Genomic DNA, 23,958 nt, shown 5'->3' with positions numbered 1-23,958 from the left:
GTAACACCTCCTATTTATTTTCCTTATTTAATGATTCTTCTAATACTTTAATTTCATCCCGTAAACGAACAGCTTCTTCAAATTGTTCTGCTTTAACGGCTTTATCTAGTTCTTGACGTAAGCGTTTAATTTGATGTTTTGTTTTGAACACCCCTGTTCCACGACTTGGTACGCGTCCTTCATAGGATAAAGAACCTTGTAAACGTTTAACCAAAGGAGCAATTTGAGCTTCAAATGTATCATAACAATGATCGCAACCAAATTTACCTGTTTGATTAAATTCGCTAAAGGTCATACCGCATTGACTACAACGCGTTTCTTGACGGGGATTTAATAAGCTATCGGGATACAACGTATTAGTAAAGAAATCATTAGTAAAAAAGTCATTATCTAATAAAGATGGTCCAAAATTCATAAAGCCTTGACTGCCAAAACCATCATTTGGCTGTTTGGCAGCACATACATTACATAAATGACGTTCTGTTTTTTTACCATTCACAACCCGTGTCATATGCACGGTTGCTTCATTTTGTTTACAATTATCACATAACATAAACCTTACCCCTCCTTCACCATGGCTACGACTTGTTCAAATAAACGTCGAACTTTATTTTCACGTGTCTTTCTGTCTGGCTCTTCCATCAACAAAGCAAACGCTTCATGTAATAAAGCGGCCTCTCGTTTGTGTAACAATTTCTGTTGCATCAACTCGAATAAAGAATTATCAATAATGCCCATGGTTAATGGTTTATTATTTGTTTCAACCTCTTGCTCATGTTTTGGTGCTTCCAATAAAGCTTTCACTGGAATACGAGTGATACTAATAAAACCACCAAGACCACGACGAGATTCTACGATAAAACCACGCTCATTAGAGAACCGTGTACTCAATACATAACTAATTTGCGACGGCGCACAATTAAGTTCGTCAGCCAATTCATTACGGCGTAACACGATGCCCTCTTCTTTCGCTTGTTCTTCTAATAATTTTGCTAAAATAAACTTTTCAATACGATCCGCTAAAATACCCATACATCATCGCTCCAAACTTTTTATCTATCATTACACTATCTTTCATATGCTACCTTCATTCTTTGCACTACTTCGGTTTATCAGTCTATTAGAAGTTTGACTTTCTAATCTTTTGACCTTTTGTTCTTTCAACCTTGACTATATGATAGTTGACTTTTTGACTTTTGTCAATAGAAAAAGTCAAATTATTTTTAAATTTTTGACTTTTTATTGTTTTGACTTTTAAAGTATACAAAAAGACGCTCCTAAGAGCGTCCCTTTTGTAGCTTACCATTAAGCTGTGTGTAATTTTTATCAGTATGCTTCCACTTAGAAGCCTGAGATACGCTTAGCACTTCACTAAGTCAATTTAGTTAACGGCACTTTACCTGCTAAAATTATTGGCGGTTACCCAAACGAGCATCCACGAATAATTGGCTAGCACGGCTATCGCCAGCAAATGTGAATTCATCAACCAAATCACGAGCACTTGCTTCTTCTTCTACCTGTTCAGTAATGAACCAGTTCAAGAAGTTTACAGTAGCATAATCTTTTTCCTCAGTAGCCAAGGCATATAATTCATTGATTTTACCAGTGATTACTTGTTCATGGTTATATACCATCTGAGCTACTTTCAATGGATTATCTTCTTTAACAGCCTGAGCTTTAATGTCGCCCAAAGTAGTTGTTTCATTGCGGGATTCTAAGAAATCGATAATTTTGAAAGCATGATCCATTTCTTCTTGGTATTGTAAACGCAACCAAGCGGATAAACCTTTGAAACGAGCATCAGCCATTGCCAAAGACAATGCTAAATATAAGTATGCGGAGTTAAATTCAAAAATTACCTGTTCATTTAATGCTTTTGCGATATTCTTATTCATAAAAACGTCACCTAAAACCTTTCTTATACATATATAGTATGTTAATTAAAAACTTGATTAAATAAAGTTATAACTTATGTTAGTAACTTTAATTGATTCTTTGTAAGTACTTATTCTTGCTTACAAAGCTATTATAGCACATCGAGAATTATAAATCTAGTCTCAATTTTCATTTTTTAAAATTAATTGATAATTTGAGATTATTTATCATTACCATCTTCTCTCTTTTTTATTTCCTTCACTAACCCTTTCCTTATGATTACTATATTCTTCTTAGATTAAATTAAGATGAAATAATAGTGAAGAAAAAGGAGTTAACCTTAATAGGTTGACTCCTTTTCGATATTAATTCTCAAATATACATTTTGATATCTATTATATGTCCCCTACCCAACATTGTTAATCCCCCGTTTACTTCTTTAAGTTAACCTTCACAGAGAGTAAAAGGACAATCATAAAATATTTAAATCAAATCTCTTCTATTCTATTTTTATTCTTTTTTTATTCTACTTTTGTTCAACTTTTATTCTACTTTTAGTTTACTTTTATTCTACTTTAATATCTAAAATAGAATGTAATAATTTACGCGCATACTCACTTTGTACCGTACCAATAGCCTCTACGTCTACCACTTCCGCTACCCGACCTTTATAAAGAAATAACACGCGATCACACATATAGGTAACCGATGGCAAATCATGAGTAATGAATATATAGGTAAAATTATATATTGCTTTTACTTTCAATAACAGATCCATAATTTGTACCTGTGTATGCGCATCTAATGAGCTAATCGCTTCATCGAATAGTATAATTTCTGGTTTCACCGCTATAGCCCTAGCAATACATACACGCTGCAATTGCCCCCCTGATAACTGATGAGGATAGCGATCAATAAAGTCAGCCGATAAACCGACTAACTCTAATAGTTCCATAATCTCTGTTTCAAAATCTATCTGTGTACGCGTTCGTCGCTGTAAAACCAAGAGCGATTCCTTTATAATCTCACGCACTGTAAAACGACTATTCACGGATGTCGTATAATCTTGAAACACTACCGATAAAACGCCTGGTACCAATTTGCTTTTACCATATAAAGCCGTACCTCCTAAAGTAACACTCCCTTCATAGGGTTCTAATAAACCACAAATCACTTTACCTAGCGTACTCTTACCACTGCCCGATTCCCCCAGGATTCCCAAACATTCCCCTTTACGAACCGAAAACGTAACACCATGTAAAATCGTTTGATATTCTTTTTTGAAAATTAATTGACTATGTGGCTTAGGAAAGCGCACCACCACATTATCCACGGTTAACATAAGCCACCTCCTTCAACCACATTCGTTGTTGGTGCTACATTCGTTGTTGGTGTTATATTCGTTTTTGGTGCAATATGCAACAATTCTTTATACCGATTCGCAACAGCTAATTTCTGTTCTATCAGCATCTTAGTATACGCATCCTTAGGCTGCTCCATAATCGCTTGAAACGTGCCATAATCAGCAACACGACCTTTATTAAGCACCATGATCTCATCTGCTAAATGGGAAATTACACTAATATCATGAGTAATAAAAATCATTGCCACATCATGGGATTCTTTAATCGCCTTAAACTCTTTAATAATTTCATACTGAGTAATGCTATCAATCGCTGTAGTTGGCTCATCGCAGATTAAAATATCAGGTTTCATAGCCATAGCAATGCCTATCATAATACGCTGCAACATACCACCGCTCAATTGATGCGGAAATTTATTAAGCGTATCTTCGGGCTCTCGAATATGCATCTTTCGAAGAATTTCTATAGCTTTTGACGGCCACTCCGCCTGGGGAAATAAATTATGGGCTTCAAACGTTTCAAATATCTGATTACCAATCTTATATAAAGGATCAAAGCCAGTCATGGGATTTTGCATAATCATGCCAATAGCCAAGCCTCGTAAACTTCTGAGTTCCAACGCATTCAAAGCTAATAAATTTTTACCTTGGAATATAGCCTCTCCAGTGACTGTAAAATCACGACTTAATATACCTAATATAGCCTTAGCCGTCATACTCTTACCACTACCAGACTCGCCTAAAATACCTAAACAAGTCCCCTTGGCCAACGCAAAGGACACGTCTTGTAAAATCTGTTTTTCCCGTTCTTTATTGCGATGTACCACGGATAAATTGTTCACTCGTAACAAACTCATTCCTGTACCTCCTTAGGATCGAGGGCATCACGAATGGCATCACCTAACAAATTAAACGCCGATACCAATACTACAATGGCTACGCCAGGTACCAACATTTGAATCGGATTAACCGTCAATACATTCTTCGCTTCATTCAGCATAGCCCCCCATTCAGGTAAAGGCGCTTGAATGCCAAGGCCTAAAAAGGACAGAGTTGAAATATTAATAATCGTCCAACCCACATCTAAACTAGCTAGCACAGCCATTTCAGAACTAATACTTGGCAATAAATGACGAATCATAATAAAACGTTCCGGTGTACCAATACAGCGCGAATAAAGGATAAAATTCTTATCTCGATACTTCATAACATTGGTCCGTATCATACGAGCATACCAAGCCCATTTAATCAGTACATTGGCGATAATAATGTTTTGTACATCTACCCCCAAAAGTGCAATAACCGCAAATATCATAATTTGACTGGGAAACGATAACATCATATCAACAACGCGCATAATCACTTCATCAATAAAACCACGAAAATAACCAGACAATAGCCCCATAATAGCCCCTAAGCCAATAGTGGCCAGCATAGTTAACAGCGATAAAAATAAAGTCGGTCGAATACCGTAAATTAAGCGGGAAAAAATATCTCGCCCTAAATGGTCTGTACCAAACCAATGTTCCGCACTATAAGGGGCAAATTTCATCAATATATTGTTTTCATACGGATCATAGGGCGCAAGCCAAGGCGCGAAAATTCCAGCTAACGCAATGAGTAAAATAAAGGAACTAAGCCCTACCACCATATTATTTTTTAACAATAAACGAATCATTGAACACGCTCCTCTCTCAAGCGTGGGTCAACAATGTATTGAATAATGTCAAATAATAGATTAAACACTACGAACAAGAATCCCACAAATAATACATAGGTCTGAATAATTGGATAATCGCGATTGAAAATAGAACTAATACATAACTGTCCAAGACCAGGCCAAGCAAATACATTTTCTACCACAATGGTACCGGCAATCAATTGAGGAATGCTCATACCGATGGCAATAATACAAGTATGTAATGAATTTTTTAAAATATGCTTAGTCAAAATCGTTCGTTGACGAATCCCCCTAATGGTTGCATAGGTTACATAATCTTCCTTCATGTTCTCTAACATATTATTGCGAATTAGACGAATATACGTCGAAATGTAAGTTAAGGACACCGTAAAGGCTGGCAAAAGCAAATGTTGCCACGATTCACTACCACTGGTAGGCAATAAATCCATTTTGATACTCACCACCCAAATGAGCAGTAACCCAATCCAGTAAGCCGGCATAGAGGTTGTTAAAAACACTAAGCCACGCATGATTTTATCAAACCAGCCACCCTTATAAACAGCGCAGAAAAAGCCAATGGGTAAGCTCAAACCTACGACAAAAATAAGCGATGTAAAAGCCAACATTAAAGTCGCTGGTAAGCACCGTTGAAACTCCCCTAACACAGTCCGTGCTGGATTAATATAACTAACTCCGAAATCTAGCTGCAAACAAGCAATCAACCAATTCACATAACGAATTAAATACGGTTGATCCAAGCCTAATTCAGCCCGCACCTGAGCAATAGCTTCTGGCGTAACTACCGGCGTTTGACGAATACGCAACGCCACTTCTGCAGGGTCTGATGGAATTAAATTAATAAATACGAAACATACAAATGAAATGGCTAACATTAAGGGAATAGCCGTCAATGTACGTTTTATAATATACGCCCTCATGGCACTGCCTCCCTAAATCAGAAAGAGGCCATTGTAGTCACTCCTACAACAGCCTCAACAACTACAACTAGTACCGCTTGTATCTTGTATAAACGGACTCACTATTTTCAGCTTATTTCAACGATAAATCCTTAAATGGTACTTCATATAAGGTTTGGGTGAAATGCAAGCCTTCCACACGATTGTTATAGATAGCTTTGTTATTTTCATAAGTCAATGGAATATACACTGCATCTTCGTGTAAGCGAGTTAATACGAATTTATACAACTCTTGACGTTCGGTTTCACTAGTAGAGGTAAGAATCTTAGTAATAGCCTCATCAATGTCTGCTTTATCTTCTAAACCTTGTTGTGCTGCATAGTCACCATATACTGGTTTACGCATACCCGCTAAGGAAGATTGCGGATCATATGGCAAGCCCCAGGAAATATTGAATACCATGTCAAAATTTCCAGACTTCATATTATCGCGATAGGATTGTTCTTCTTCCCCTTTAATATGAAGAATGATACCTAGTTTTTTATATTCGGCTTGTAAAAATTCAGAAATAGCTTTTTCCGTTACACTATCACTGTTATATAACAAATTCAGTTCTAACGGTGTGCCATCTTTAGTTAAAATACCATCAGCCCCCAGTACGTAGCCTGCCGAACTGAGTAAAGTTTTTGCTGTATCCACATTATAATCATATGGCTTTAATCCTACATTCGCATACGGTACAGTTGGTGCATATAAAGTATCTGCTGGTTTTTCAATGCCATAGAACACACCATCTGAGATAGCTTGTTTATTAGTCGCATGTTGCAAGGCCTGGCGAACTAATTTATCGCTTAAATGAGCTTTTGTGGTATTTAAAACGATTTCACGAGTAGACATAGGGTCTGATAAAGCGACACTAAAGCCTTTTTGATCTTTAAATTTACGAATGGCATCAGCGTCCACCATATTTTTGCCAAAAATTAAATCAACTTCGCCTTTTTCAAGTGCTAAAATACGTGTTTGATTATCAGGAATTACTTTAACTAAAATAGTTTTAATTTTTGGTTTTTCACCCCAATATAAATCATTTACTTCAAAAATAGCGTATTTATCCGTTACTACTTCTTTTAGTTTATATGGGCCACTCCCAATATATTCATTAACGCCATCTTTAGTGCTGCCATTTTTCATAGCTTTTGGCGAAATCATAGCAAACGGCCGGGTTACGCCAAGCTCTGTTAGCAATGGATAGTAAGGTTTTGTCAAATGAATCACAAAGGTCAAATCATCGGTTGCCTCATAATTATCGATAAGGCTCATCGATTCAAGCCAAGTATGGCGTGATTTATTTTCAAAAATAGCATCAAAATTAGCCTTAATAGCATGAGCATCTAATACTTCGCCATCACTAAATTTTACATTTGGGCGAATTTTAAACGTATACGTCTGCCCATCATCACTAATGGTCCAGCTTTCAGCTAACGCAGGGGCATAGCCTTTATCCGTAATCTCTACCAATGTATCATAGAGCATTTCTTGGGCATACATTTCACCTGCATACAAATGGGGATTTAAGTCACGCACATCACGGAAATTAACAAATGTGAGCTGGTCACTTTTCGCACCTTGGGAGGCTTGATCACCCGTCGTTCCTGCACAGCCTAAAATGCCAAAAGCACTTACTGTCAATAAGGCGGCACATACAAGTCGTTTTAATCTCATAGTACAACTCCTCAACTTTTTTCTTCAATATAGACCAATGTTATAAATCATAACTATATATTTTGATAATAATTCACAATTACATTTATTGTCAACATGAGGATATAGCTTATAGCAACAATACATGATAACTTATTTTTAATTTTAATATTTTCGATATCATTAAGGTTTATCCCTATTAATATAATAAGAAATAACAACCATATTATTTAAATATAATTAATATATAGGTTTGCTTCACTACCCTTTAATATGATATTTATTATCAAAAACTAATAATTTAAATCTACTCTCAATCAAAAAAGGAACACTGAAATTAGTGTTCCTTATCAAAAATTTAAATATCTATTTTTACAATAATTAATAAAGAGCCTCTTTTAGTGTGCCCCTTTCAAATTTAATAAAATTACCCCCACTACAATAAGCCCAATTCCAACTACCGCTGTTAGGGATAACTCTTCTTTCCAAACATATACGCCAATAAGTGCTGTAAGAGCAGTACCAATCCCCGACCAAATGGCATAAGCAATACTAAGAGGAATTAAATTAAGAGCCTTTGACAACATGTAAAACGAAGCGCTCATGCCTACCGCAAAAATAATAGACGGAATCAGTTTAGTAAACCCCATCGATAATTTAAGCATGGACGTGGAGAAAATTTCTAATACAATAGCAGTGCCTAAAAAAATATAACCAATCATAGTATCCTTCCTGTATCTTTATATTTACCTATATTCATCTATCATATAACTTATACATTAGCTTTTGAAACAATTTTTGTTGTTGGCGTCTTATCATCCTGCGAGGCCGCTTGTTCTGCGTGCTGAGTTTTGGCTTGTGCTGCGACTTGTTTTGTGTCCTGTGATATAAGTTCTTCTACAATTTGTGCTGTGCCTTCTTGTGCTGCCACTTGTGTTGCTCCAGCCTTAAAAGCCTCAATAAAGCAATGCATACTGCGCAATAATTCTTGAATTTGAGATTCACCCATTATCGTCAGTGCCTGTGTTTCAATAGCCTGTAACTCTTTCATGAGTGGTCGAAAAGCTACCTGCCCTTCCTTAGTAAGAGCCATACACTTTTCTCGATTATCGTTAGCAATATGCAAATAATGGATAAGTCCTTCCTTCTCCAAGCCTTTACAAATAGTAGATACCGTTTGCTTCGGAATCGCCCATTCAGTACATACCTGGCTCTGCGTTCCGTAAGGCTGATAAAATAGAGTAACTATAACAGCTAATTTATTATAACTAATGCCCTTGGTTTTCGCCCAAGCTGCATATAATTCGACAATCTGACCAAAGTAACGTCCCATTGCTGTAATTTGCTCTTTATATAGATGTTCCATACTGTATGACACTCCTTTTACTTTCTAACAGTAAACTCCTCCCTATGCCTGGCTACTTCACTTACTAAGGACTCAAGCACTCATAGGATGAGTAACTAAAACTATACGGTGAATAATTAACACAACCATACTGTGAATTATTAATGCAGCCATACTGTGAATTATTAACGCAGCCTTACTGTGAATTGTTAATGCAGCCTTACTGTGAATAGCTTATGCTTTCATATAGATATTTTTCCATGTAGTAGCAAGAGGTGTATATTGCTTTTTAGGGGATTTTTTCAAATCCGAATTCGGACTATCTAGGCATTTAAAAAGGCGCATGTTTACTGGATTCTCAAAACCTCCTATAGTCCTAACTCGTACTAAACTGTAATATCTACTATATCTACTATATCTGTACCTATTTTTCTACCTATATCTGCACCTATACCGATACGGATAGCACCAGCGGATAACAAAATACAAAAAAGAAAATAGTCCCATTTCGTACTAAATCCAATAAATGAATTATAGTACGAATTAGGACTATTGTCAAGGTACGAATTAGGACTTTCTATTTATTACTTACTATTTAGCATTTTTATTTATTACTTACTATTTAGCATTCTCTATTTATTATTCTCTATTTATTATTTTCTATTTATCACTTGTTATCTAACTTTAAATGAACATATCCATTACAATATGTTCACTTGGCAGCTACGCATCGTTTCAAGAGCAGCTTCATGCTTTTCAGGCGTAACACCAGCACAACAAGCGCTGTCTACAATAATCGGCACTTCTGGTAAAAACGCTTTCAATACTAAAGCATTAGACACCACGCAAATATCAGTACATAAGCCCACAAGCTCTATGCTATCAATAGGCTCTACTTCATGTAAATACTGCAAATCTTCAGCTAATTCGACAGAGCCGAACTGTCCTTTGCAATAAATTTTCTCAGGATCAACCGGTGCGGCTGCAATAATCTGAGGTGCTAATTGCCAACCTTCTGTTCCTTCTTGGCAATGAAGCACGGGCAAAGCCTTGCCTTCTTGTGAAGTTTCATACGTTTCATCATGTGTATCCATCGTAAAATACACATCCCCTTCAAAGGTAGAAATTTTTTCAGCAACTTTTGGAACAATAGCTTGTGCCTCTTTCGTCCCCAATGTACCTGTAATAAAATCATTTTGCATGTCTACAACGATTAGAATTTGTTTCCCCATGACTAGCTCCTTTTCCGCATAATCTCAGAAAGTTTTATATATAATAGAACTACTTATCCTCATTATAATACATATGCCCATTAATTTCAGTCATTACATATTGCCAATTGATTTCAGTGTGTTACATTATCTATTAACTACAGTATATTCTCGGCTAGTTGATTTTATTATTTTAACGAATGACTTTATACCGGGCCCAAATAGCGCCGCCATCTTGTGCTGAAACGTCGATCAATTCAAATCGCTGTGGCTCATCCGTAGCCAAACCTTCTGGTGCGGCAAATAAGGTTGGTGTTTTCATAGAGCCATCAGCAGAGGCAGCAATAACAACACATGGTGTTATAAATATTGTGTTTATAAATTAACTATAGCCCTTGAAGTTAACTTCAGGTCAACCTCTTCCGTATACAGATTACCTATATGATAACTTTAAGACATACACCTGCCTAATTTATGTACGACTATTAACAAAAAGTATTATCATATATTTGTGATTTTTGGTATGCTAAATATGACTAAATCATGAAACAATGTATATTTACAAAAATAACTAAGATTTTAGTGCTAAAATCTTAGTAAAAAAATTTTAAATTACCCTAAAATTTCTTATATTTTTGAAAATACAAACGTTTCTAACTTAGTCATTCATATAATGGAGTGTTTAGCAGATTAGCTGTATTATTTATTTAGGAGAGTGATTACATGAAACAGCTCATGCGTATTTTAACGGTATTATTTATTCCTTTATTTATGGCAACTTTGTATAATCCTGTAGATGCAAGTTGGCTTAGTAAAACCTTAGACAAACTTGACCGTGCCTTAGGCATACCAGCTGGTACAACTACAACATCTGATGGCACTATGAAAGCTTCTCAACGCGGGGAGCGTTGGATTGAAGTATCTTCAAACAAATATTATACAACCTATGTAGATCGTCGTAGCTTAGAGGCTAGTGGGCAAGCACAAAATCGTAAAGTTAAAGCTAATTTTATGCATGTGTTTACTCCATTAGGTTCTCAATGGATTGGTAACACTAGTGGTGGCGATGTAAAACCTGACGTGATTACTGTAGCAATCAGCAAATCTCCTTTGGAATATGCGGTTAATTGGCATACATCTTCTACTGCACAATATTATGATGTACATGGCAACTTAATTTATGATGGTATATTAAAAGATTTTTATAGAAGCTCTTATTTTGGTGAAAAATATGTCCCAATGTCTGAACAAGAACAAATCAAAGATACGCTCTTTGCTATGTTCGGCTGGAACTACTAATTATCCCACAATTAAATAATTTTCATATACAACAAAAGGACTGAACAATTTATAGGTTCAGTCCTTTTGTCTACTAAATTCTAGATTGAGTAGCTACATTGTATTCATTTTTACATATTTTTTATTGTCACTTAATGAGCTTTTTCTTTAGTTTCTTGTTCTCTCACCAACATTTCACGAAGTACTTTTTCAAATTCTTCAACAGGCAAAGCTCCTGGTAGAGCTACTTGATCATTAACAACAAAGAATGGCACGGCCTGAATGCCATAACGAGCGGCCAAAGCTTCTTCTTCACGCACTTCGCTAGCATATGCTTCAGATTCTAAGACAGCACGAGCTTCCCTTTCAGGCAAACCAACGGCTTTAGACGCCGCCACTAACACCTCATGGTCAGCCAACGGCTTACTTTCCGTGAAATAAGCGGCATATAAGTGCTCAGCTAAGGCATCGGCAATTTCATAACTTTTACTCTGTGCCCATTTTGTTAAACGATGTGCATCAAACGTATTGGTAGACTGCGCTTTATCATATTTAAAATCTAAACCAATAGCTTGCCCCATCAAATTAATACCATTCACTTTATCCTCAGCCACCTCACGAGTTAAACCATATTTCTGGGCAAAACGATCTATTGTTGTCATTTCACAAACAGTGGGTGCTGCTGGATCTAATTCAAAGGCTTTCATGATTACAGCAATATCAATGGATTGCTCTGCTTTGATTTTTTGAATCGCTGCTTCCAAATGATTACGTCCAATATAGCAGAATGGGCATGCATAATCTGACCAATATATAATTTCCATATAATTCCTTTCTATGCTTACATATCTTTACATATTTTACTATTTCGACACGCTCCTTAAAACTCCTTTAAATTAAACACTAATAATAAAAGGTCCTTGAAAGCAAATCGTTTCAAGAACCTTTTATTATATTATGCACTGCGCCATTTTAGAAGCAATGCGGAGTTGATGATGACTAAAACGGAACCGGCATTATGAACTAAGGCGCCCGTTACCGGATTCAAAATGCCAGGGAAGGATAAACCAATGGCCGTAAAATTCAAAATCATAGCAAAGGCTAAATTCCATTTAATGGTACTCATCATCCGCTTAGATAGGGCGATTAAGTGAGGCAATTCTTTCACTTCATCATCTACTAAAGCAATATCGGCTGCATCAACAGCAATGTCACTGCCTACGCCCCCCATCGCAATTCCTACGGTAGATTTTTTTAACGCTGGCGCATCGTTAATCCCATCGCCAATCATGGCCAATGCTTGCCCTGTTTTTTGGCGTTGTGCTATATAGTTTAATTTATCTTCGGGCATGCAATTAGAAATGATTTCACGAATGCCTAGTTGACTCCCAATCGTATATGCGGAGTTTTCATTATCGCCAGTAAGTAAAACGGTTTGAACACCAATTCGATGTAAGCGCTCAATCATAAGAGCACTTTCAGGTCGTACGGTATCCGCCAAAGCAATAAATCCCACTAAGGTATTCGCAATCGCCACATACACGATAGTACTGCCTGTATCTAAATAGTGTTGCGCCCTCATTTCAATATCCTCACAAATAGCAATGCCCTGTTCTGCCATCAAGCGTTCATTACCAGCTAAAATGCGCTGTTCGCCAATCACACCTGTTACGCCACGGCCCGCTAATAATTTAAAATCACGGCAAGGAAATAAAGCCGCAGCTTCACTTAGAGTTGTATGACTAACTTGATTAGAATTAGAAACGCCATTACCTAAATTACCTAAATTACCTAAATTACTAAAATTAATATTTTTACTGTCATTAGTTACGCTGTTTTGCATATCCTTACTAAACATCTCCTTATAGGATGCCACAATCGCTTTACCTAAAGGATGTTCAGACATAGCTTCTAAGCTAGCTGTTATCTGAAAAATCGCTTGAATAGGGTTCCTGGTTCGTGACAATAAATCGTTCGCTGAAACGGCCTTATTCTCTACCATTTCAACAGCTACAACCTGCGGGGTACCATAGGTTAACGTACCGGTTTTATCAAACGTCACCTTAGTAACAGAGGCTAATCGTTCCAGTGCATCCCCTTCACGGACCAAAAAACCATGTTTAGTAGCATTACCAATGGCCGCCATAATAGCTGTTGGTGTAGCCAATACAAGAGCGCAGGGACAAAATACAACAAGAATGGTTACGGCCCGTAAAATTTCACCAGTTACGGCCCAAGTACCAATAGCCGATACTAAAGCAATAACTACCACCCAGGTAGCCCAACGATCAGCCAAACCAACAATCTTTGCTTTTCCAGCATCTGCTGATTGTACGAGTCGAATCATGCGTTGAATGGAACTATCTTCGCCCACCTTAGTAGCGCGCATGTCAAACGCACCAAATTGATTCACTGTACCACTAGCTACTGTATCACCTACCGTTTTATCAATGGGCAACGATTCCCCTGTTAATACCGCTTGATTGATGGACGTTTCACCTGAAATAATTTCACCATCTACGGGAACCGTTTCACCAGGCAAGACACGAATAATATCACCAATAGCTACGGTTTCAGCAGCCACGACTTGCTCACCGCTCGGTGTAAGTAAACGTGCTTCTTGTGGCGTTAGGTTCACCAACTTTTCAATACCGGCGCGAGCTTTAGCCACTGTAATTTCTTCTAATAAAGCCCCAATTTGCATGATGAATGCTACTTCAGCAGCAGCAAAAATTTCACCTGTTGCTACAGCGGCTACCAACGCTAGGGATACCAATACATCGGCTTTAATATCAAATTCGGTAATTAAACCAATCACCGCTTCTAACATAATAGGTAAACCACATAAAATAATAGCCAACCATGCAATATCAAAAGGAAACGGCTGTATATCAAATAAGCTAGCTAGCACCGCAATGCCACCAATCACTAGCAAGAGGACATCTTTTTTAAGACCACCTAATTCCAATATATGCTCAATTCTATTAAATACAGTTGTTTCTAACTTGCGAATGGCCGCTTCCATGCTCTTGCCTCCTATACTTTAGTAAATAATGCTTACATGTTTATATGATTGATTATTCATATGTCAACGTTTTTTATACCCATAGGGGTATATCCATATATGCATTATATACCCATAGGGGTATAGGTTGTCAATATAAAAAATAAAAAAGACGAAGATACCACTGGTATACTTCGTCTACTTCAGCCAATATGCCCATTACTGCATATTGGCAAATCGTTCACTGCATGTTGGCAAATCGTTCTACTGCTTTTGTAAATTTATCTAATGTTTTATCCACATCGCCATGCTCAAGCCCATCGCGCACACAGTGACGAATGTGGCCTTCTAAAATAACCTGCCCTACACGGTTAAGCGCAGATTTTGCAGCATTAATCTGCGATAAAATATCTTCACATGGCACGTCTTCATCGACCATACGATCAATCGCCTGTACTTGTCCAATAATCTTCTTCAAACGGCGATGTAAGTTATCCGCATCCATACACTGTTTCATAGGTATCCTCCATTAATTGTATTATATTTAATGATACCTTTCATAGCGCAGAATGTCAATAAAAAGGCGTTGTTAAGCGGTTTCTATGAAAAAGAATCATCGTCAACTAACTTTTTGCTATACGTAAACAATAAAAAATATCGCAGTATGTGATGTCAGTCATCGTACTGCGATACTCTTTTTGTTTTCTTGTTCAATTGGTTTGTATAGCTCTCACTCAACTGCATTTTAAAAGCTACCTCGCTGCTTACACTCACTAACATCTGAAATGATATCTCAAATTATAGTGCTTTGTACCAGTCTTCGATCAATTGATTGATTAAGATTAGAATGGCCATCATAATAAAAACTCCCTTTCTCAATATCTACTAAATAATAGATTCTATAGATTATTTTTTATTTATGATGTTATTCTAAACTATAAAGTAACTTTACAGTCAATAGCTATTTTGTAAAATTCCTATGAAATTTGTATGAACTTTCTAAAAAGACATTTGTCTATACACTTTCATGGCTCCGTTTCACAGGTACTTGCAACATAGAGAATACTTCATCGTGCAGTTCCTCATCAAAAGTCGTATCTAAGAAACACGCATCTACCACATCGCCACACACTTCGTAACCTTCCCCCTCAATCCAACGGAGTAATTCGTTAAGAACCGTCACATCATTAGGACGACCCCGTTTGTAGCGGCATACATAAGTACCTTCTGGCAAAGTCACTAACGTAGATTCAAAGCCCGTAGACTCCACAGGAATTCGAATATAACAACCACCATTTTTTAATGGATTCGCTGTTCCCAATGCATCTGCTTTTAAAATCGTGCCAAAGCTATAAGCTGGCAAAAATTCATGACTATATAAATCACGCCATAATTCCATCGCCGTTAAGTGGATATTTTGCCGGTCAATTTCACCGCTGGCCGTAGCCTGAAACGGATGAGAAATAATACTACGAGGCTTATAATGTCGTAAAAAAGGCGTTCCTTGTGGCTGTGAAACGGCAATAACCGCTTCTTTATACATATAGAGGCGCTGTTGCAAGGCTAAACGCTTACGGCCTAATTCTTGCAATTCCCGTTCAATCTTACCTTCTTGTTCTACTAATAACTGCAATTCTGCTTCAGGATCACGCTGGCTAATATGTTTTTGAATATCTTTTAAACTAACACCTAGTGATTTCAGAAAACAAATTTCACGGAGTAAGGGAATTTGAATACGACTATAATACCGATAACCATTATCTGCTACATATACAGGAGAAAATAAGCCAATAGAGTCATAATAAAGTAGCGTAGGCCGTGTTAAGCCATGTAGCTTCGCCATATCACTAATACTGATTAAATCCTCATGCATACGTACCCTCCTTTTTAATAACTATATTTCCTTATAAGCTTACAACCCTGTAATCTTGTAATCTTGTAGTCTTATAGTCTTTTAAGCTTTTAAACTTATAATCCTATAATCCTATAATTCTTTAATCTTAATCATATTATAGTAAAGTGTAGTAAAAATTTATATATTTATTATAACATATACTTCTCTTGAATATAGCTAGTGAAAAGACCTCGAATCCCTACGGACTCGAGGTCTTTATCGTTACGTCAATAATAAGATTACCCTTGTTTCATAGCTAATAATAATTGACGCAATTCTTCTACTTGGCTTTGAAGATCAGAAATCTTAGCATCACTTTGTGCTTTAACATCTGCTAACTTAGCCTCGTATTCTTTGCTTGTTTGTGCTTTTACATGTTCAGCCAAGGTAGTAGCCCCGTCACCAGAACCAATCCGGAACGTAGCCCCCATATTCGCCATCGTTTTACCACCTTCACCATAGGATACGCCTAAGGTGTATTGTTGATCACTATTTGGCGTATACGCATAACCTAGTGCTACCGCTTGTTTATTTTCATAAACACCTACACCGGCCATAATTTGACCTTTTTCACCGCCAATATATGGAAGTGGGTTAAGAGCTGCGAGAGCCGCCGTCATGGAACCAACGTTATTACTATGGTTCTTCATGTCATTACGAACACTTTCCAATTGACCAATATTAGCTGCATCTGTTGGTAAAATGCCATTACCTACATTTTAAATGCGGTTACCATGAGCATCAATGACTGGGTCAACCACATTCCCATTAGCATCTTTGGTTGCTGGCGTAACAGTTAACGCCCCTGGTACATTAATACCATTTTTAAAATCAACTGGCGCACCGTCTTTACCACTTAAACCATCTTTATCGATAGTTACAAGCGCATTACCATCTTTGTCTTTTAAGCTAATACCATTGGCATCTACTGTGGTCTTATTGCCATCTTTATCAGTAATTTCAACACCTTCTGGCTTCATAGAAGAAGAATTACCCTCTTTGTCCTTAGTAACTACGCCATCAGCTTTGACACTGGTTTCATTTCCTTTATCATCCTTAACCGTAGTACCAGCTGCAGAATTAGACGTACTGTTGCCTTTGCCGTCAGAAATTGCATTACTTGTGGCATCAGACGTATTAGAATTCCCTTTATCATCAGCCAAGGTATTACTTGTAGACGTTGAAACTACTATTACCGTCTTTATCAGTCAACGTTAAGCCATTGCCACCATATACGGCGCTATTGCCATCGTCACCTTTAACAGTCAAACCATCTTTGCCATCAAGAGCCACTTTATCGCCAAGTTTAATACTGCCATCCTCACCAAGGTCAATATGCTTAGCTAATTTAACTTCTAAACCATCGCCAGTTTCATTTCGTACGACCCCGATGTTTTTATCCGTTAAATCAGCTTTTTCAGTTACACCACCTGTAATAGTTAATTTAGAACTTAATGGACGATGAACATCATTCGCATCATCACCAGCAAAATCTAAACCAGCTTGCGCTACAGCTTGTAAATCTTGGACGGTGACTAACTTATTAAGAGCCTTACCGCTAATAGTAAGTAGTCCGTCTTTGCCATCTTCACCAACCAATGCTTTTTTAGCATCTTCTCCAGAGATTGGCCCCGTTCCTTCAATGCCATTATCTTTATCAGCATCTATCGCTTTAGTAAGACCTAATCCACTAGCACCAGCATTAGAAGATAGTGATGTATCACCAGTAGCTGTAGATTTAGCTGGTTCAGCATCAGCAGATTTCAACTTACCATCGTCTGTTACATCGTCTGGATTGTAGTATTTACCATCTACCTCTTTTAGCTTATTACCATCTTTATCTACTGGATTACCATCTTGATCGACTTTATATACCTGGTCATCAATAGTAACGACTTTGTCACCATTTTCATCAACCGTTTCCATGCCACCAGCAGCGCTGAACTTTCTTTCCAATGCTTTAAATTGGTCAAATGTTACAGCATCGCCAGATTTTTCAGCGGCACCGATATTTTTGAGACGGTTGCCACCATTATCAAGGCCATCCTTGGTTAAGGATACGTTGCCTTTGTCTTCACCAGCTGGGTCAATCGTAATACCATTGCCATCAACGGTTGTTTTATTTCCAGCTGTATCTGTAGCTGTGATATTACCATTCGTTGTAATGCCATCTGCTTTTACAGATGTTTCTTTACCATCAGCACCTTTAGTTGTCAATGCATCAGCAGTTAACGAATTACTAATTGTTTTACCATCAACAGTCTTTTCAACCGTTACACCCGTTGCATTCGCTGTGTTGCTGTTACCTTTATCATCAGCCAATTTATTTTCTTTAGCGGTAGATGTGTTGGTATTGCCCGCTTTATCAGATACGACCGTGCCTTTAGCGCTGATAACAGTTTTATTCTCCTCTTTATCTGTTAATGTAGAGCTAGCTGCGTTCGTAACTGTTGTGTTGCCTTCTTTATCTTTTAAGGTAGAGCCAGCTGCGTTTGTAACTGTTGTATTGCCCTCTTTGTCTGTTAAGGTTGTGCCGGTTGGACCATATACAGCTGTATCACCGTCTTTAGTAAAGGAAAGACCTTCACCTGGCGTTAGACTTACATTATTACCAAATTTTAAACTACCGTCTGCACCTAAATCAATATTCTTAGCTAATTTTACAGTTAAGCCATTATCTTGATTTGCCACAACACCAATATTTTTGTCAGTTAAGGATGTTTCATCAACCACACCGCCAGTAACAGACAATGTGTTACTTAATGGGCGATGTACATTAACTTTGTTACCCGCAGCATCAACCGTATCACCAGTGAAATTCAAGCCAGCTTGGGCTACAGCTTGTAAATCTTGAACGGTTACAATCTTGTTAAGATCCGCCCCAGATTTGCCGAGCAACCCAGATTTACCATCTGCGCCACCAACTACATTCTTAGCTGTAGTTGCATCAATAGGTCCTGTAGCTTGAATTCCATTCGCATCATCGCCTTTTACAGCTTTTGTCAAGCCTAAACCGCTTGTTGGAGCGTCAGAAGATAAAGCTGTATTACCTTTTACGGTGGAATCAGCAGGTTGTGCATTGTCCTTAAGTGTTCCATCTTCATTTACATCAGATGGATTGTAGTATTTACCATCCACTTCGATTAATTTAGTCTTTTTATCAGCGGACAACGGATTGCCATTCTCATCTACTTTATACTGTCTATCTCCAACGGTTACTACTTTATCTCCATCTTCATCAACAGTAGTCATACCACCAGCCGCACTAAATTTCTTTTCCAATGCTTTGAATTGGTCAAATGTTACAGCATCGCCAGATTTTTCAGCGGCACCGATATTTTTGAGACGGTTGCCACCATTATCAAGGCCATCCTTAGTTAAGGATACGTTGCCCTTACCATCTTCTTTTGGATCAATCGTAATGCCATTGCCATCAACGGTTGTTTTATTGCCAGCTGTATCTGTGGCTGTAATGTTACCATTTGTTGTAATGCCATCTGCTTTTACAGATGTTTCTTTACCGTCAGCACCTTTAGTTGTCAATGCATCAGCAGTTAAAGAATTACTAATTGTTTTACCATCAACAGTCTTTTCAACCGTTACACCACTTGCATTCGCTGTGTTACTATTACCTTTATCATCAGCCAATTTATTTTCTTTAGATGTAGATGTGTTGGTATTGCCCTCTTTATCAGTTACTGTTGTGCCTTTAGCGCTGATAACAGTTTTATTCTCCTCTTTATCTGTTAGCGTAGAGCCAGCTGCGTTCGTAACTGTTGTGTTGCCTTCTTTATCTTTTAAGCTTGTGCCAGTTGGACCATATACAGCTGTATCACCATCTTTAGCAAAGGAAAGACCTTCACCTGGCGTTAGACTTACATTGTCGCCAAAATTCAAGCTACCGTCTGTGCCTAAATCAATATTCTTAGCTAATTTTACGGTTAAGCCTTTTGTTTCGTAAGCTACTACGCCAATATTCTTGTCAGTTAAATCTTCACTGTTAGCTACACCACCAGTAATAGCTAAAGTATCGCTAAGTGGGCGATGTACAGTAACTTTATTATTATCTGCTCCCACTGTATCGCCTATGAAGTTCAAGCCAGCTTGGGCTACAGCCTGCAAGTCACCAACAGTGGCAATTTTAGCCAAATCATTACCTGCTGCTTGTAACAAGCCACCTGTTTTAACACCATCGGCGCCAGCTGTGCCACCAACTAACGCATTCGCTCCTTTTTCACCATCATTAGCAATCGGTGCTGTAGAATCTGTTAATTGGATACCTAAGCCGCTATTTGGTGTGTTCGTAGCCGCCGAAATTGGAGTCGTAGTTGTGTCAATTGGCTCTACTACTTCCCCATTAGCATTTACAAATTTGCCATCTTCAGTTTTTGTTGTTCCTGCTGGATAGTAATTATCCCCGATTTTTACTACTTCATTACCCTTATTATCAACTAACTTAGATGGCGAATTAGTGCCCATATCAGCGACTTTATCAGATAGCTCTTTGTATTGCTCAAAGTTTACTACATCACCGTCTTCCGTACCAGCTGCTACATTTTTAAGTTTATTGCCACCATTATCGAGGCCATCCTTAGTTAAGGATACGTTGCCCTTACCATCTTCTTTTGGATTAATCGTAATGCCATTGCCAGTAACGGTTGTTTTATTACCATCTTTGTCCTTTAATGTAGAGCCAGCTGCATTTGTAACTGTTGTATTGCCCTCTTTGTCTGTTAAGGTTGTGCCAGTTGGACCATATACAGCTGTACCACCGTCTTTAGTAAAGGAAAGACCTTTACCTGGCGTTAGGCTTACATCTTTACCAAAGTTCAAGCTACCGTCTGCACCTAAATCGATATTCTTAGCTAATTTTACAGTTAAACCATTTGTTTCGTCAGCTACTACGCCAATATTGTCATCTGTTAACTTTCCAGCCTCAGCTACTCCACCTGTAATGGCTAATGTATCACTAAGTGGGCGATGTACAGTAACTTTATTCTTATCTGCTCCCACTGTATCGCCTGTGAAATTCAAGCCTGCTTGTGCCACTGCTTGGAGATCTTTAATCGTAGCTACATTATTAAGGTCCTTACCCGTTTTTCCTAGTAATCCACCTTTACCATCAGCGCCCCCTACCGCAGTTTTTGCCTCAGTAGCCGAAATTGCCGTTGTATTAGAATCAGCAGCTAAACCATCTAAGCCACTCGCTACATTGCCAATTTGACGGGCTGTATCATCACCGACAGTTACTTTAATTTCCTCTGGTTTTACATCGGTTGGTTGAGCTTGATTTCCCTGCGCATCAACTGGTCTACCATCTTTATCTAATGTAGTTCCTTCTGGATAGAATGCATTGTCAATTTTTACAACTTTTTGTCCATCATTCGTTACATAGGTAACAGATGAGCCATTAGACTTGTTTTCTAAATTATGTATCTGTGCTTTGAAAGAATCCGATAAATCGATAGCTATATTTCGACCATTTACCTGAGTAATAATATTAGCATTACTGTTAGCACCTACAATATCTAAAGTATTGGTTTTATTATCTAGAGTAATTGTTGTTCCCGTACCAGCGCCAACCTTTAATTCTTGAACAGACTTAGTAGCACTGTTCTTTACTGTATCCCAGTCATTTTTCACAGTCGATAAATCAGTTTGAATTGTACTTACAGTACTATCAATCCTTGTGACAGTTGAACTGATATTAGTGACAGTGCCATCAATTCTTGTTACCGCTGTACTAATCCCAGCCACTGCTCCAATTGAACTTTCAGCAGAAGATGTTAGCCCCACATTAATTGTATTAGTGCTAGAAACAGCCGTAGTTACACTACCTAAGCCTACAATGTCTAGTCGATTATTATTTTTTGTTAACGTAACACCAGTCCCATTATGAGCAGAATCTGTGCCCACAGTTAAGTTTTGAACAGCTGTATCAGCGACTGCTTTTGCAGCATTAGCTGTTGTTTGTGCAGCATTAGCTGTAGACTGTGCAGTTGAAGCAGCTGTATTCGCACTTGCTGCCGCTGTGTTTGCTGCATCTGCTTTACTCGCTGCACTTACTGCCGCTGAGCTCGCTGCAGTTGCTGTTGATGCAGTAGACGCTAAATTGCTTTTAATTGTCGGAATATCAGCAATAGCCGATTTAGCCGTTGAAGACAAATCTACTATATAAGCAAGAAGCCCATTGGTAGCCGTAGTATCTGCTGTACTAAGTGTAAGACTCTCGCTCCCTACTGCCACTGTAGTCTTGGTTATATTATTAGCTACCGCAAATAATTGTGAACCATTAATCGCATCAGTGCTCGTAGCCGTAACAGCACCTGGTGCTACATTAATAATCTGCCGTTGTACAGTACTATTACCAACCGATACCACTGCGCCTGGCGTGTTATTAATAGTACCAGCAAAATTATATGTACTGCCTTTAATCGTTGCATTGCTAACTTGTGCTGCGTCTTTATTGGTATCCGAAGCCGCCCCTAAAGCCACGGAAGCAACTTTATTGGCCTTTGCCCCCATACCAAGCGCGGTAGCAACACTAGCCGTAGCTTGACTCAAAGAGCCTAAGGTAACGGCACCATGACCAGACCCAATAGAACGAATACCTATAAAAATAGCACCATCACCATTACCATATGTTGGATTATCGTTATACTCAGTATACTGGTTTGACACCCATTGAGTAGTGCTACCTAATTTATTGTACTCATCCGAACCCCTAAAAGTTCTTAAATCATCGCCGCCAATGCCTATAGTTCCATAGCCATCAACACGAACATTACCACCAATGGCAATACTTTGTTTACCTATTGCTTGCGTAACATTAGCTCCTGCATCAGATCCACCAATAGCAATAGCTTGTTGACCTGATGCAATAGCACTGTCACCAATAGCGACAGCCGTTTTACCTGAAGCCTTAGCATTTAACCCCGCTTCTGCAACCGCTAGTACCGAACTATGTACACCTATCCCTCCTAACAAGGCTACTGCAGCCAAAGTCGCTCCTAATTTAAAAGCCCCGCTAGTTTTCTCACTACTACTCTTCGTATGTCCTTTTGCAAATTCAGATGCCACTACATAGCAATGTTTTGTACGACTCCATACGATCTTATAAATCTTATTCAAATCTTCTACCTCCCTGTGCACACAACCTTCTCAATTCTTAAAATTTGTATTAAACAATGAACTGCCTAACGTAAATTTATAGTTATATCACACCCCCACAGGCTCTGATTACCTGATAAAACATCTGAAATTTACTGGTGAACTAATGCCCTACATTAACTATGTTTAACTATGATTTACTAATAATCCATTAACCGTATAATGATATTTTATAAAAATAACTGTCTTAGTATGAAAAGATACTTTACAACTACACTTTCCTATCAAAATGTATAAAATATCAAAAACAATCGATATTACCTCATATAGCCTAATAGATAACCACAGATTTTTTTAAGTCAAAATAACTTTTCTTAGTTTTCACCATTATTTAATTTTTTCTCGTCCATTTTATCATAATATTTTCATAATATGCAAATATCAATTTATTCAGCAAAACAGCTATAAATCTATAATTATATAAATATTTTTTATATTTATTTTTATTTTAAATTCATTTTATATTAATTTTTATATTCTTTTTTCAAAATAATCATCATGAATATTAACTCTCAATA

The 23,958-nt window shown here is 37.7% G+C and carries 20 protein-coding genes and 1 pseudogene; 1 reads left to right on the top strand and 20 read right to left on the bottom strand.

All coding sequences use genetic code 11. The features are described 5' to 3' along the window. Positions 1 to 10: 10 nt before the first annotated feature. From VER_RS09495 to VER_RS10470, 12 genes are all read right to left on the bottom strand, one after another. The gene (locus VER_RS09495; RefSeq protein ID WP_162100586.1) at positions 11 to 553 is read right to left on the bottom strand and encodes a UvrB/UvrC motif-containing protein; all 543 of its coding nucleotides are present in this window, start codon (positions 551 to 553) and stop codon (positions 11 to 13) included. A 5-nt stretch (positions 554 to 558) separates the two neighbouring features. Next, positions 559 to 1,032: a CtsR family transcriptional regulator gene (locus tag VER_RS09490; RefSeq protein WP_162100585.1), complete on the bottom strand. Its 474-nt coding sequence runs from the start codon at positions 1,030 to 1,032 to the stop codon at positions 559 to 561. A gap of 377 nt (positions 1,033 to 1,409) precedes the next feature. Further along, a complete protein-coding gene (locus tag VER_RS09485; protein WP_162100584.1) occupies positions 1,410 to 1,895 on the bottom strand; it encodes a ferritin in 486 nt (161 codons plus the stop codon). Positions 1,896 to 2,440: 545 nt separating this feature from the next. After that, positions 2,441 to 3,217: an ABC transporter ATP-binding protein gene (locus VER_RS09480; protein ID WP_162100583.1), complete on the bottom strand. Its 777-nt coding sequence runs from the start codon at positions 3,215 to 3,217 to the stop codon at positions 2,441 to 2,443. Beyond that, positions 3,211 to 4,095, bottom strand: a complete 885-nt coding sequence (locus VER_RS09475) for an ABC transporter ATP-binding protein (RefSeq protein WP_162100582.1) — start codon at positions 4,093 to 4,095, stop codon at positions 3,211 to 3,213. Before VER_RS09475 ends, VER_RS09480 begins: the two co-directional genes overlap by 7 nt. Continuing rightward, the gene (opp1C, locus tag VER_RS09470) at positions 4,092 to 4,916 is read right to left on the bottom strand and encodes a nickel/cobalt ABC transporter permease (protein WP_162100581.1); all 825 of its coding nucleotides are present in this window, start codon (positions 4,914 to 4,916) and stop codon (positions 4,092 to 4,094) included. The genes VER_RS09475 and opp1C overlap by 4 nt, the downstream gene beginning before the upstream one ends. Then, positions 4,913 to 5,857, bottom strand: a complete 945-nt coding sequence (gene opp1B, locus VER_RS09465) for a nickel/cobalt ABC transporter permease (RefSeq protein WP_162100580.1) — start codon at positions 5,855 to 5,857, stop codon at positions 4,913 to 4,915. The genes opp1C and opp1B overlap by 4 nt, the downstream gene beginning before the upstream one ends. Positions 5,858 to 5,969: 112 nt before the next feature. Next, complete coding sequence (nikA, locus tag VER_RS09460) at positions 5,970 to 7,559, bottom strand: nickel ABC transporter substrate-binding protein (RefSeq protein ID WP_162100579.1); 1,590 nt, start codon at positions 7,557 to 7,559, stop codon at positions 5,970 to 5,972. A 377-nt stretch (positions 7,560 to 7,936) separates the two neighbouring features. After that, on the bottom strand, positions 7,937 to 8,260 hold the full coding sequence (locus VER_RS09455) for a multidrug efflux SMR transporter (protein ID WP_162100578.1): 324 nt from the start codon (positions 8,258 to 8,260) through the stop codon (positions 7,937 to 7,939). Positions 8,261 to 8,310: 50 nt separating this feature from the next. Beyond that, a complete protein-coding gene (locus VER_RS09450; RefSeq protein WP_162100577.1) occupies positions 8,311 to 8,904 on the bottom strand; it encodes a MarR family winged helix-turn-helix transcriptional regulator in 594 nt (197 codons plus the stop codon). Positions 8,905 to 9,584: 680 nt separating this feature from the next. Continuing rightward, on the bottom strand, positions 9,585 to 10,115 hold the full coding sequence (locus VER_RS09445) for a cysteine hydrolase family protein (protein WP_162100576.1): 531 nt from the start codon (positions 10,113 to 10,115) through the stop codon (positions 9,585 to 9,587). Between the two features lie 172 nt (positions 10,116 to 10,287). After that, entirely contained in the window at positions 10,288 to 10,416 is a 129-nt protein-coding gene (locus VER_RS10470; RefSeq protein WP_255494051.1) for a hypothetical protein, read from the bottom strand. A gap of 401 nt (positions 10,417 to 10,817) precedes the next feature. On the opposite strand from VER_RS10470, the gene VER_RS09435 reads away from it, so the two are divergent. Then, entirely contained in the window at positions 10,818 to 11,393 is a 576-nt protein-coding gene (locus tag VER_RS09435; protein WP_162100575.1) for a hypothetical protein, read from the top strand. A gap of 131 nt (positions 11,394 to 11,524) precedes the next feature. On the opposite strand, the gene VER_RS09430 is transcribed toward VER_RS09435, so the two are convergent. The 8 genes and pseudogenes from VER_RS09430 to VER_RS09400 form a co-directional block, all read right to left on the bottom strand. Next, a complete protein-coding gene (locus tag VER_RS09430; protein ID WP_162100574.1) occupies positions 11,525 to 12,196 on the bottom strand; it encodes a DsbA family oxidoreductase in 672 nt (223 codons plus the stop codon). A gap of 131 nt (positions 12,197 to 12,327) precedes the next feature. Next, positions 12,328 to 14,397, bottom strand: a complete 2,070-nt coding sequence (locus VER_RS09425; RefSeq protein WP_202922157.1) for a cation-translocating P-type ATPase — start codon at positions 14,395 to 14,397, stop codon at positions 12,328 to 12,330. A gap of 220 nt (positions 14,398 to 14,617) precedes the next feature. Next, complete coding sequence (locus VER_RS09420) at positions 14,618 to 14,893, bottom strand: metal-sensing transcriptional repressor (RefSeq protein ID WP_115309838.1); 276 nt, start codon at positions 14,891 to 14,893, stop codon at positions 14,618 to 14,620. A 498-nt stretch (positions 14,894 to 15,391) separates the two neighbouring features. Continuing rightward, entirely contained in the window at positions 15,392 to 16,249 is an 858-nt protein-coding gene (locus tag VER_RS09415; RefSeq protein ID WP_162100573.1) for a MerR family transcriptional regulator, read from the bottom strand. 260 nt (positions 16,250 to 16,509) lie between these two features. Continuing rightward, the gene (locus tag VER_RS09410) at positions 16,510 to 16,890 is read right to left on the bottom strand and encodes a YadA C-terminal domain-containing protein (protein ID WP_304941397.1); all 381 of its coding nucleotides are present in this window, start codon (positions 16,888 to 16,890) and stop codon (positions 16,510 to 16,512) included. Further along, positions 16,888 to 16,977: pseudogene (locus tag VER_RS10485) on the bottom strand (hypothetical protein); the annotation flags it as partial. The pseudogene VER_RS10485 and the gene VER_RS09410, both read right to left, overlap by 3 nt. Positions 16,978 to 16,989: 12 nt before the next feature. Continuing rightward, complete coding sequence (locus VER_RS09405; protein ID WP_162100571.1) at positions 16,990 to 17,433, bottom strand: hypothetical protein; 444 nt, start codon at positions 17,431 to 17,433, stop codon at positions 16,990 to 16,992. 4 nt (positions 17,434 to 17,437) lie between these two features. Continuing rightward, positions 17,438 to 23,401 carry an ESPR-type extended signal peptide-containing protein gene (locus VER_RS09400; protein ID WP_162100570.1) on the bottom strand — a complete coding sequence of 1,988 codons (5,964 nt, stop codon included), beginning with the start codon at positions 23,399 to 23,401 and terminating at the stop codon, positions 17,438 to 17,440. Between the last annotated feature and the right edge of the window lie 557 nt (positions 23,402 to 23,958).

It is taken from the genome of Veillonella sp. R32, assembly GCF_010093125.1.
GTDB lineage: Bacteria > Bacillota > Negativicutes > Veillonellales > Veillonellaceae > Veillonella_A.
Note: the sequence above shows the minus strand (reverse complement) of the source record. Positions and strands in the feature narration are given on the sequence as shown.

Coding starts and splice junctions, on each gene's coding strand:
- VER_RS09485 (WP_162100584.1), bottom strand. CDS start 1,895: ATGAATAAGAATATCGCAAAAGCATTAAATGAACAGGTAATTTTTGAA.
- VER_RS09495 (WP_162100586.1), bottom strand. CDS start 553: ATGTTATGTGATAATTGTAAACAAAATGAAGCAACCGTGCATATGACA.
- VER_RS09425 (WP_202922157.1), bottom strand. CDS start 14,397: ATGGAAGCGGCCATTCGCAAGTTAGAAACAACTGTATTTAATAGAATT.
- VER_RS09420 (WP_115309838.1), bottom strand. CDS start 14,893: ATGAAACAGTGTATGGATGCGGATAACTTACATCGCCGTTTGAAGAAG.
- VER_RS09480 (WP_162100583.1), bottom strand. CDS start 3,217: ATGTTAACCGTGGATAATGTGGTGGTGCGCTTTCCTAAGCCACATAGT.
- opp1B (WP_162100580.1), bottom strand. CDS start 5,857: ATGAGGGCGTATATTATAAAACGTACATTGACGGCTATTCCCTTAATG.
- VER_RS09410 (WP_304941397.1), bottom strand. CDS start 16,890: ATGACGGCGGCTCTCGCAGCTCTTAACCCACTTCCATATATTGGCGGT.
- VER_RS09430 (WP_162100574.1), bottom strand. CDS start 12,196: ATGGAAATTATATATTGGTCAGATTATGCATGCCCATTCTGCTATATT.
- VER_RS09450 (WP_162100577.1), bottom strand. CDS start 8,904: ATGGAACATCTATATAAAGAGCAAATTACAGCAATGGGACGTTACTTT.
- VER_RS09415 (WP_162100573.1), bottom strand. CDS start 16,249: ATGCATGAGGATTTAATCAGTATTAGTGATATGGCGAAGCTACATGGC.
- VER_RS09490 (WP_162100585.1), bottom strand. CDS start 1,032: ATGGGTATTTTAGCGGATCGTATTGAAAAGTTTATTTTAGCAAAATTA.
- VER_RS09435 (WP_162100575.1), top strand. CDS start 10,818: ATGAAACAGCTCATGCGTATTTTAACGGTATTATTTATTCCTTTATTT.
- VER_RS09445 (WP_162100576.1), bottom strand. CDS start 10,115: ATGGGGAAACAAATTCTAATCGTTGTAGACATGCAAAATGATTTTATT.
- opp1C (WP_162100581.1), bottom strand. CDS start 4,916: ATGATTCGTTTATTGTTAAAAAATAATATGGTGGTAGGGCTTAGTTCC.
- VER_RS09455 (WP_162100578.1), bottom strand. CDS start 8,260: ATGATTGGTTATATTTTTTTAGGCACTGCTATTGTATTAGAAATTTTC.
- VER_RS10470 (WP_255494051.1), bottom strand. CDS start 10,416: ATGAAAACACCAACCTTATTTGCCGCACCAGAAGGTTTGGCTACGGAT.
- VER_RS09475 (WP_162100582.1), bottom strand. CDS start 4,095: ATGAGTTTGTTACGAGTGAACAATTTATCCGTGGTACATCGCAATAAA.
- nikA (WP_162100579.1), bottom strand. CDS start 7,559: ATGAGATTAAAACGACTTGTATGTGCCGCCTTATTGACAGTAAGTGCT.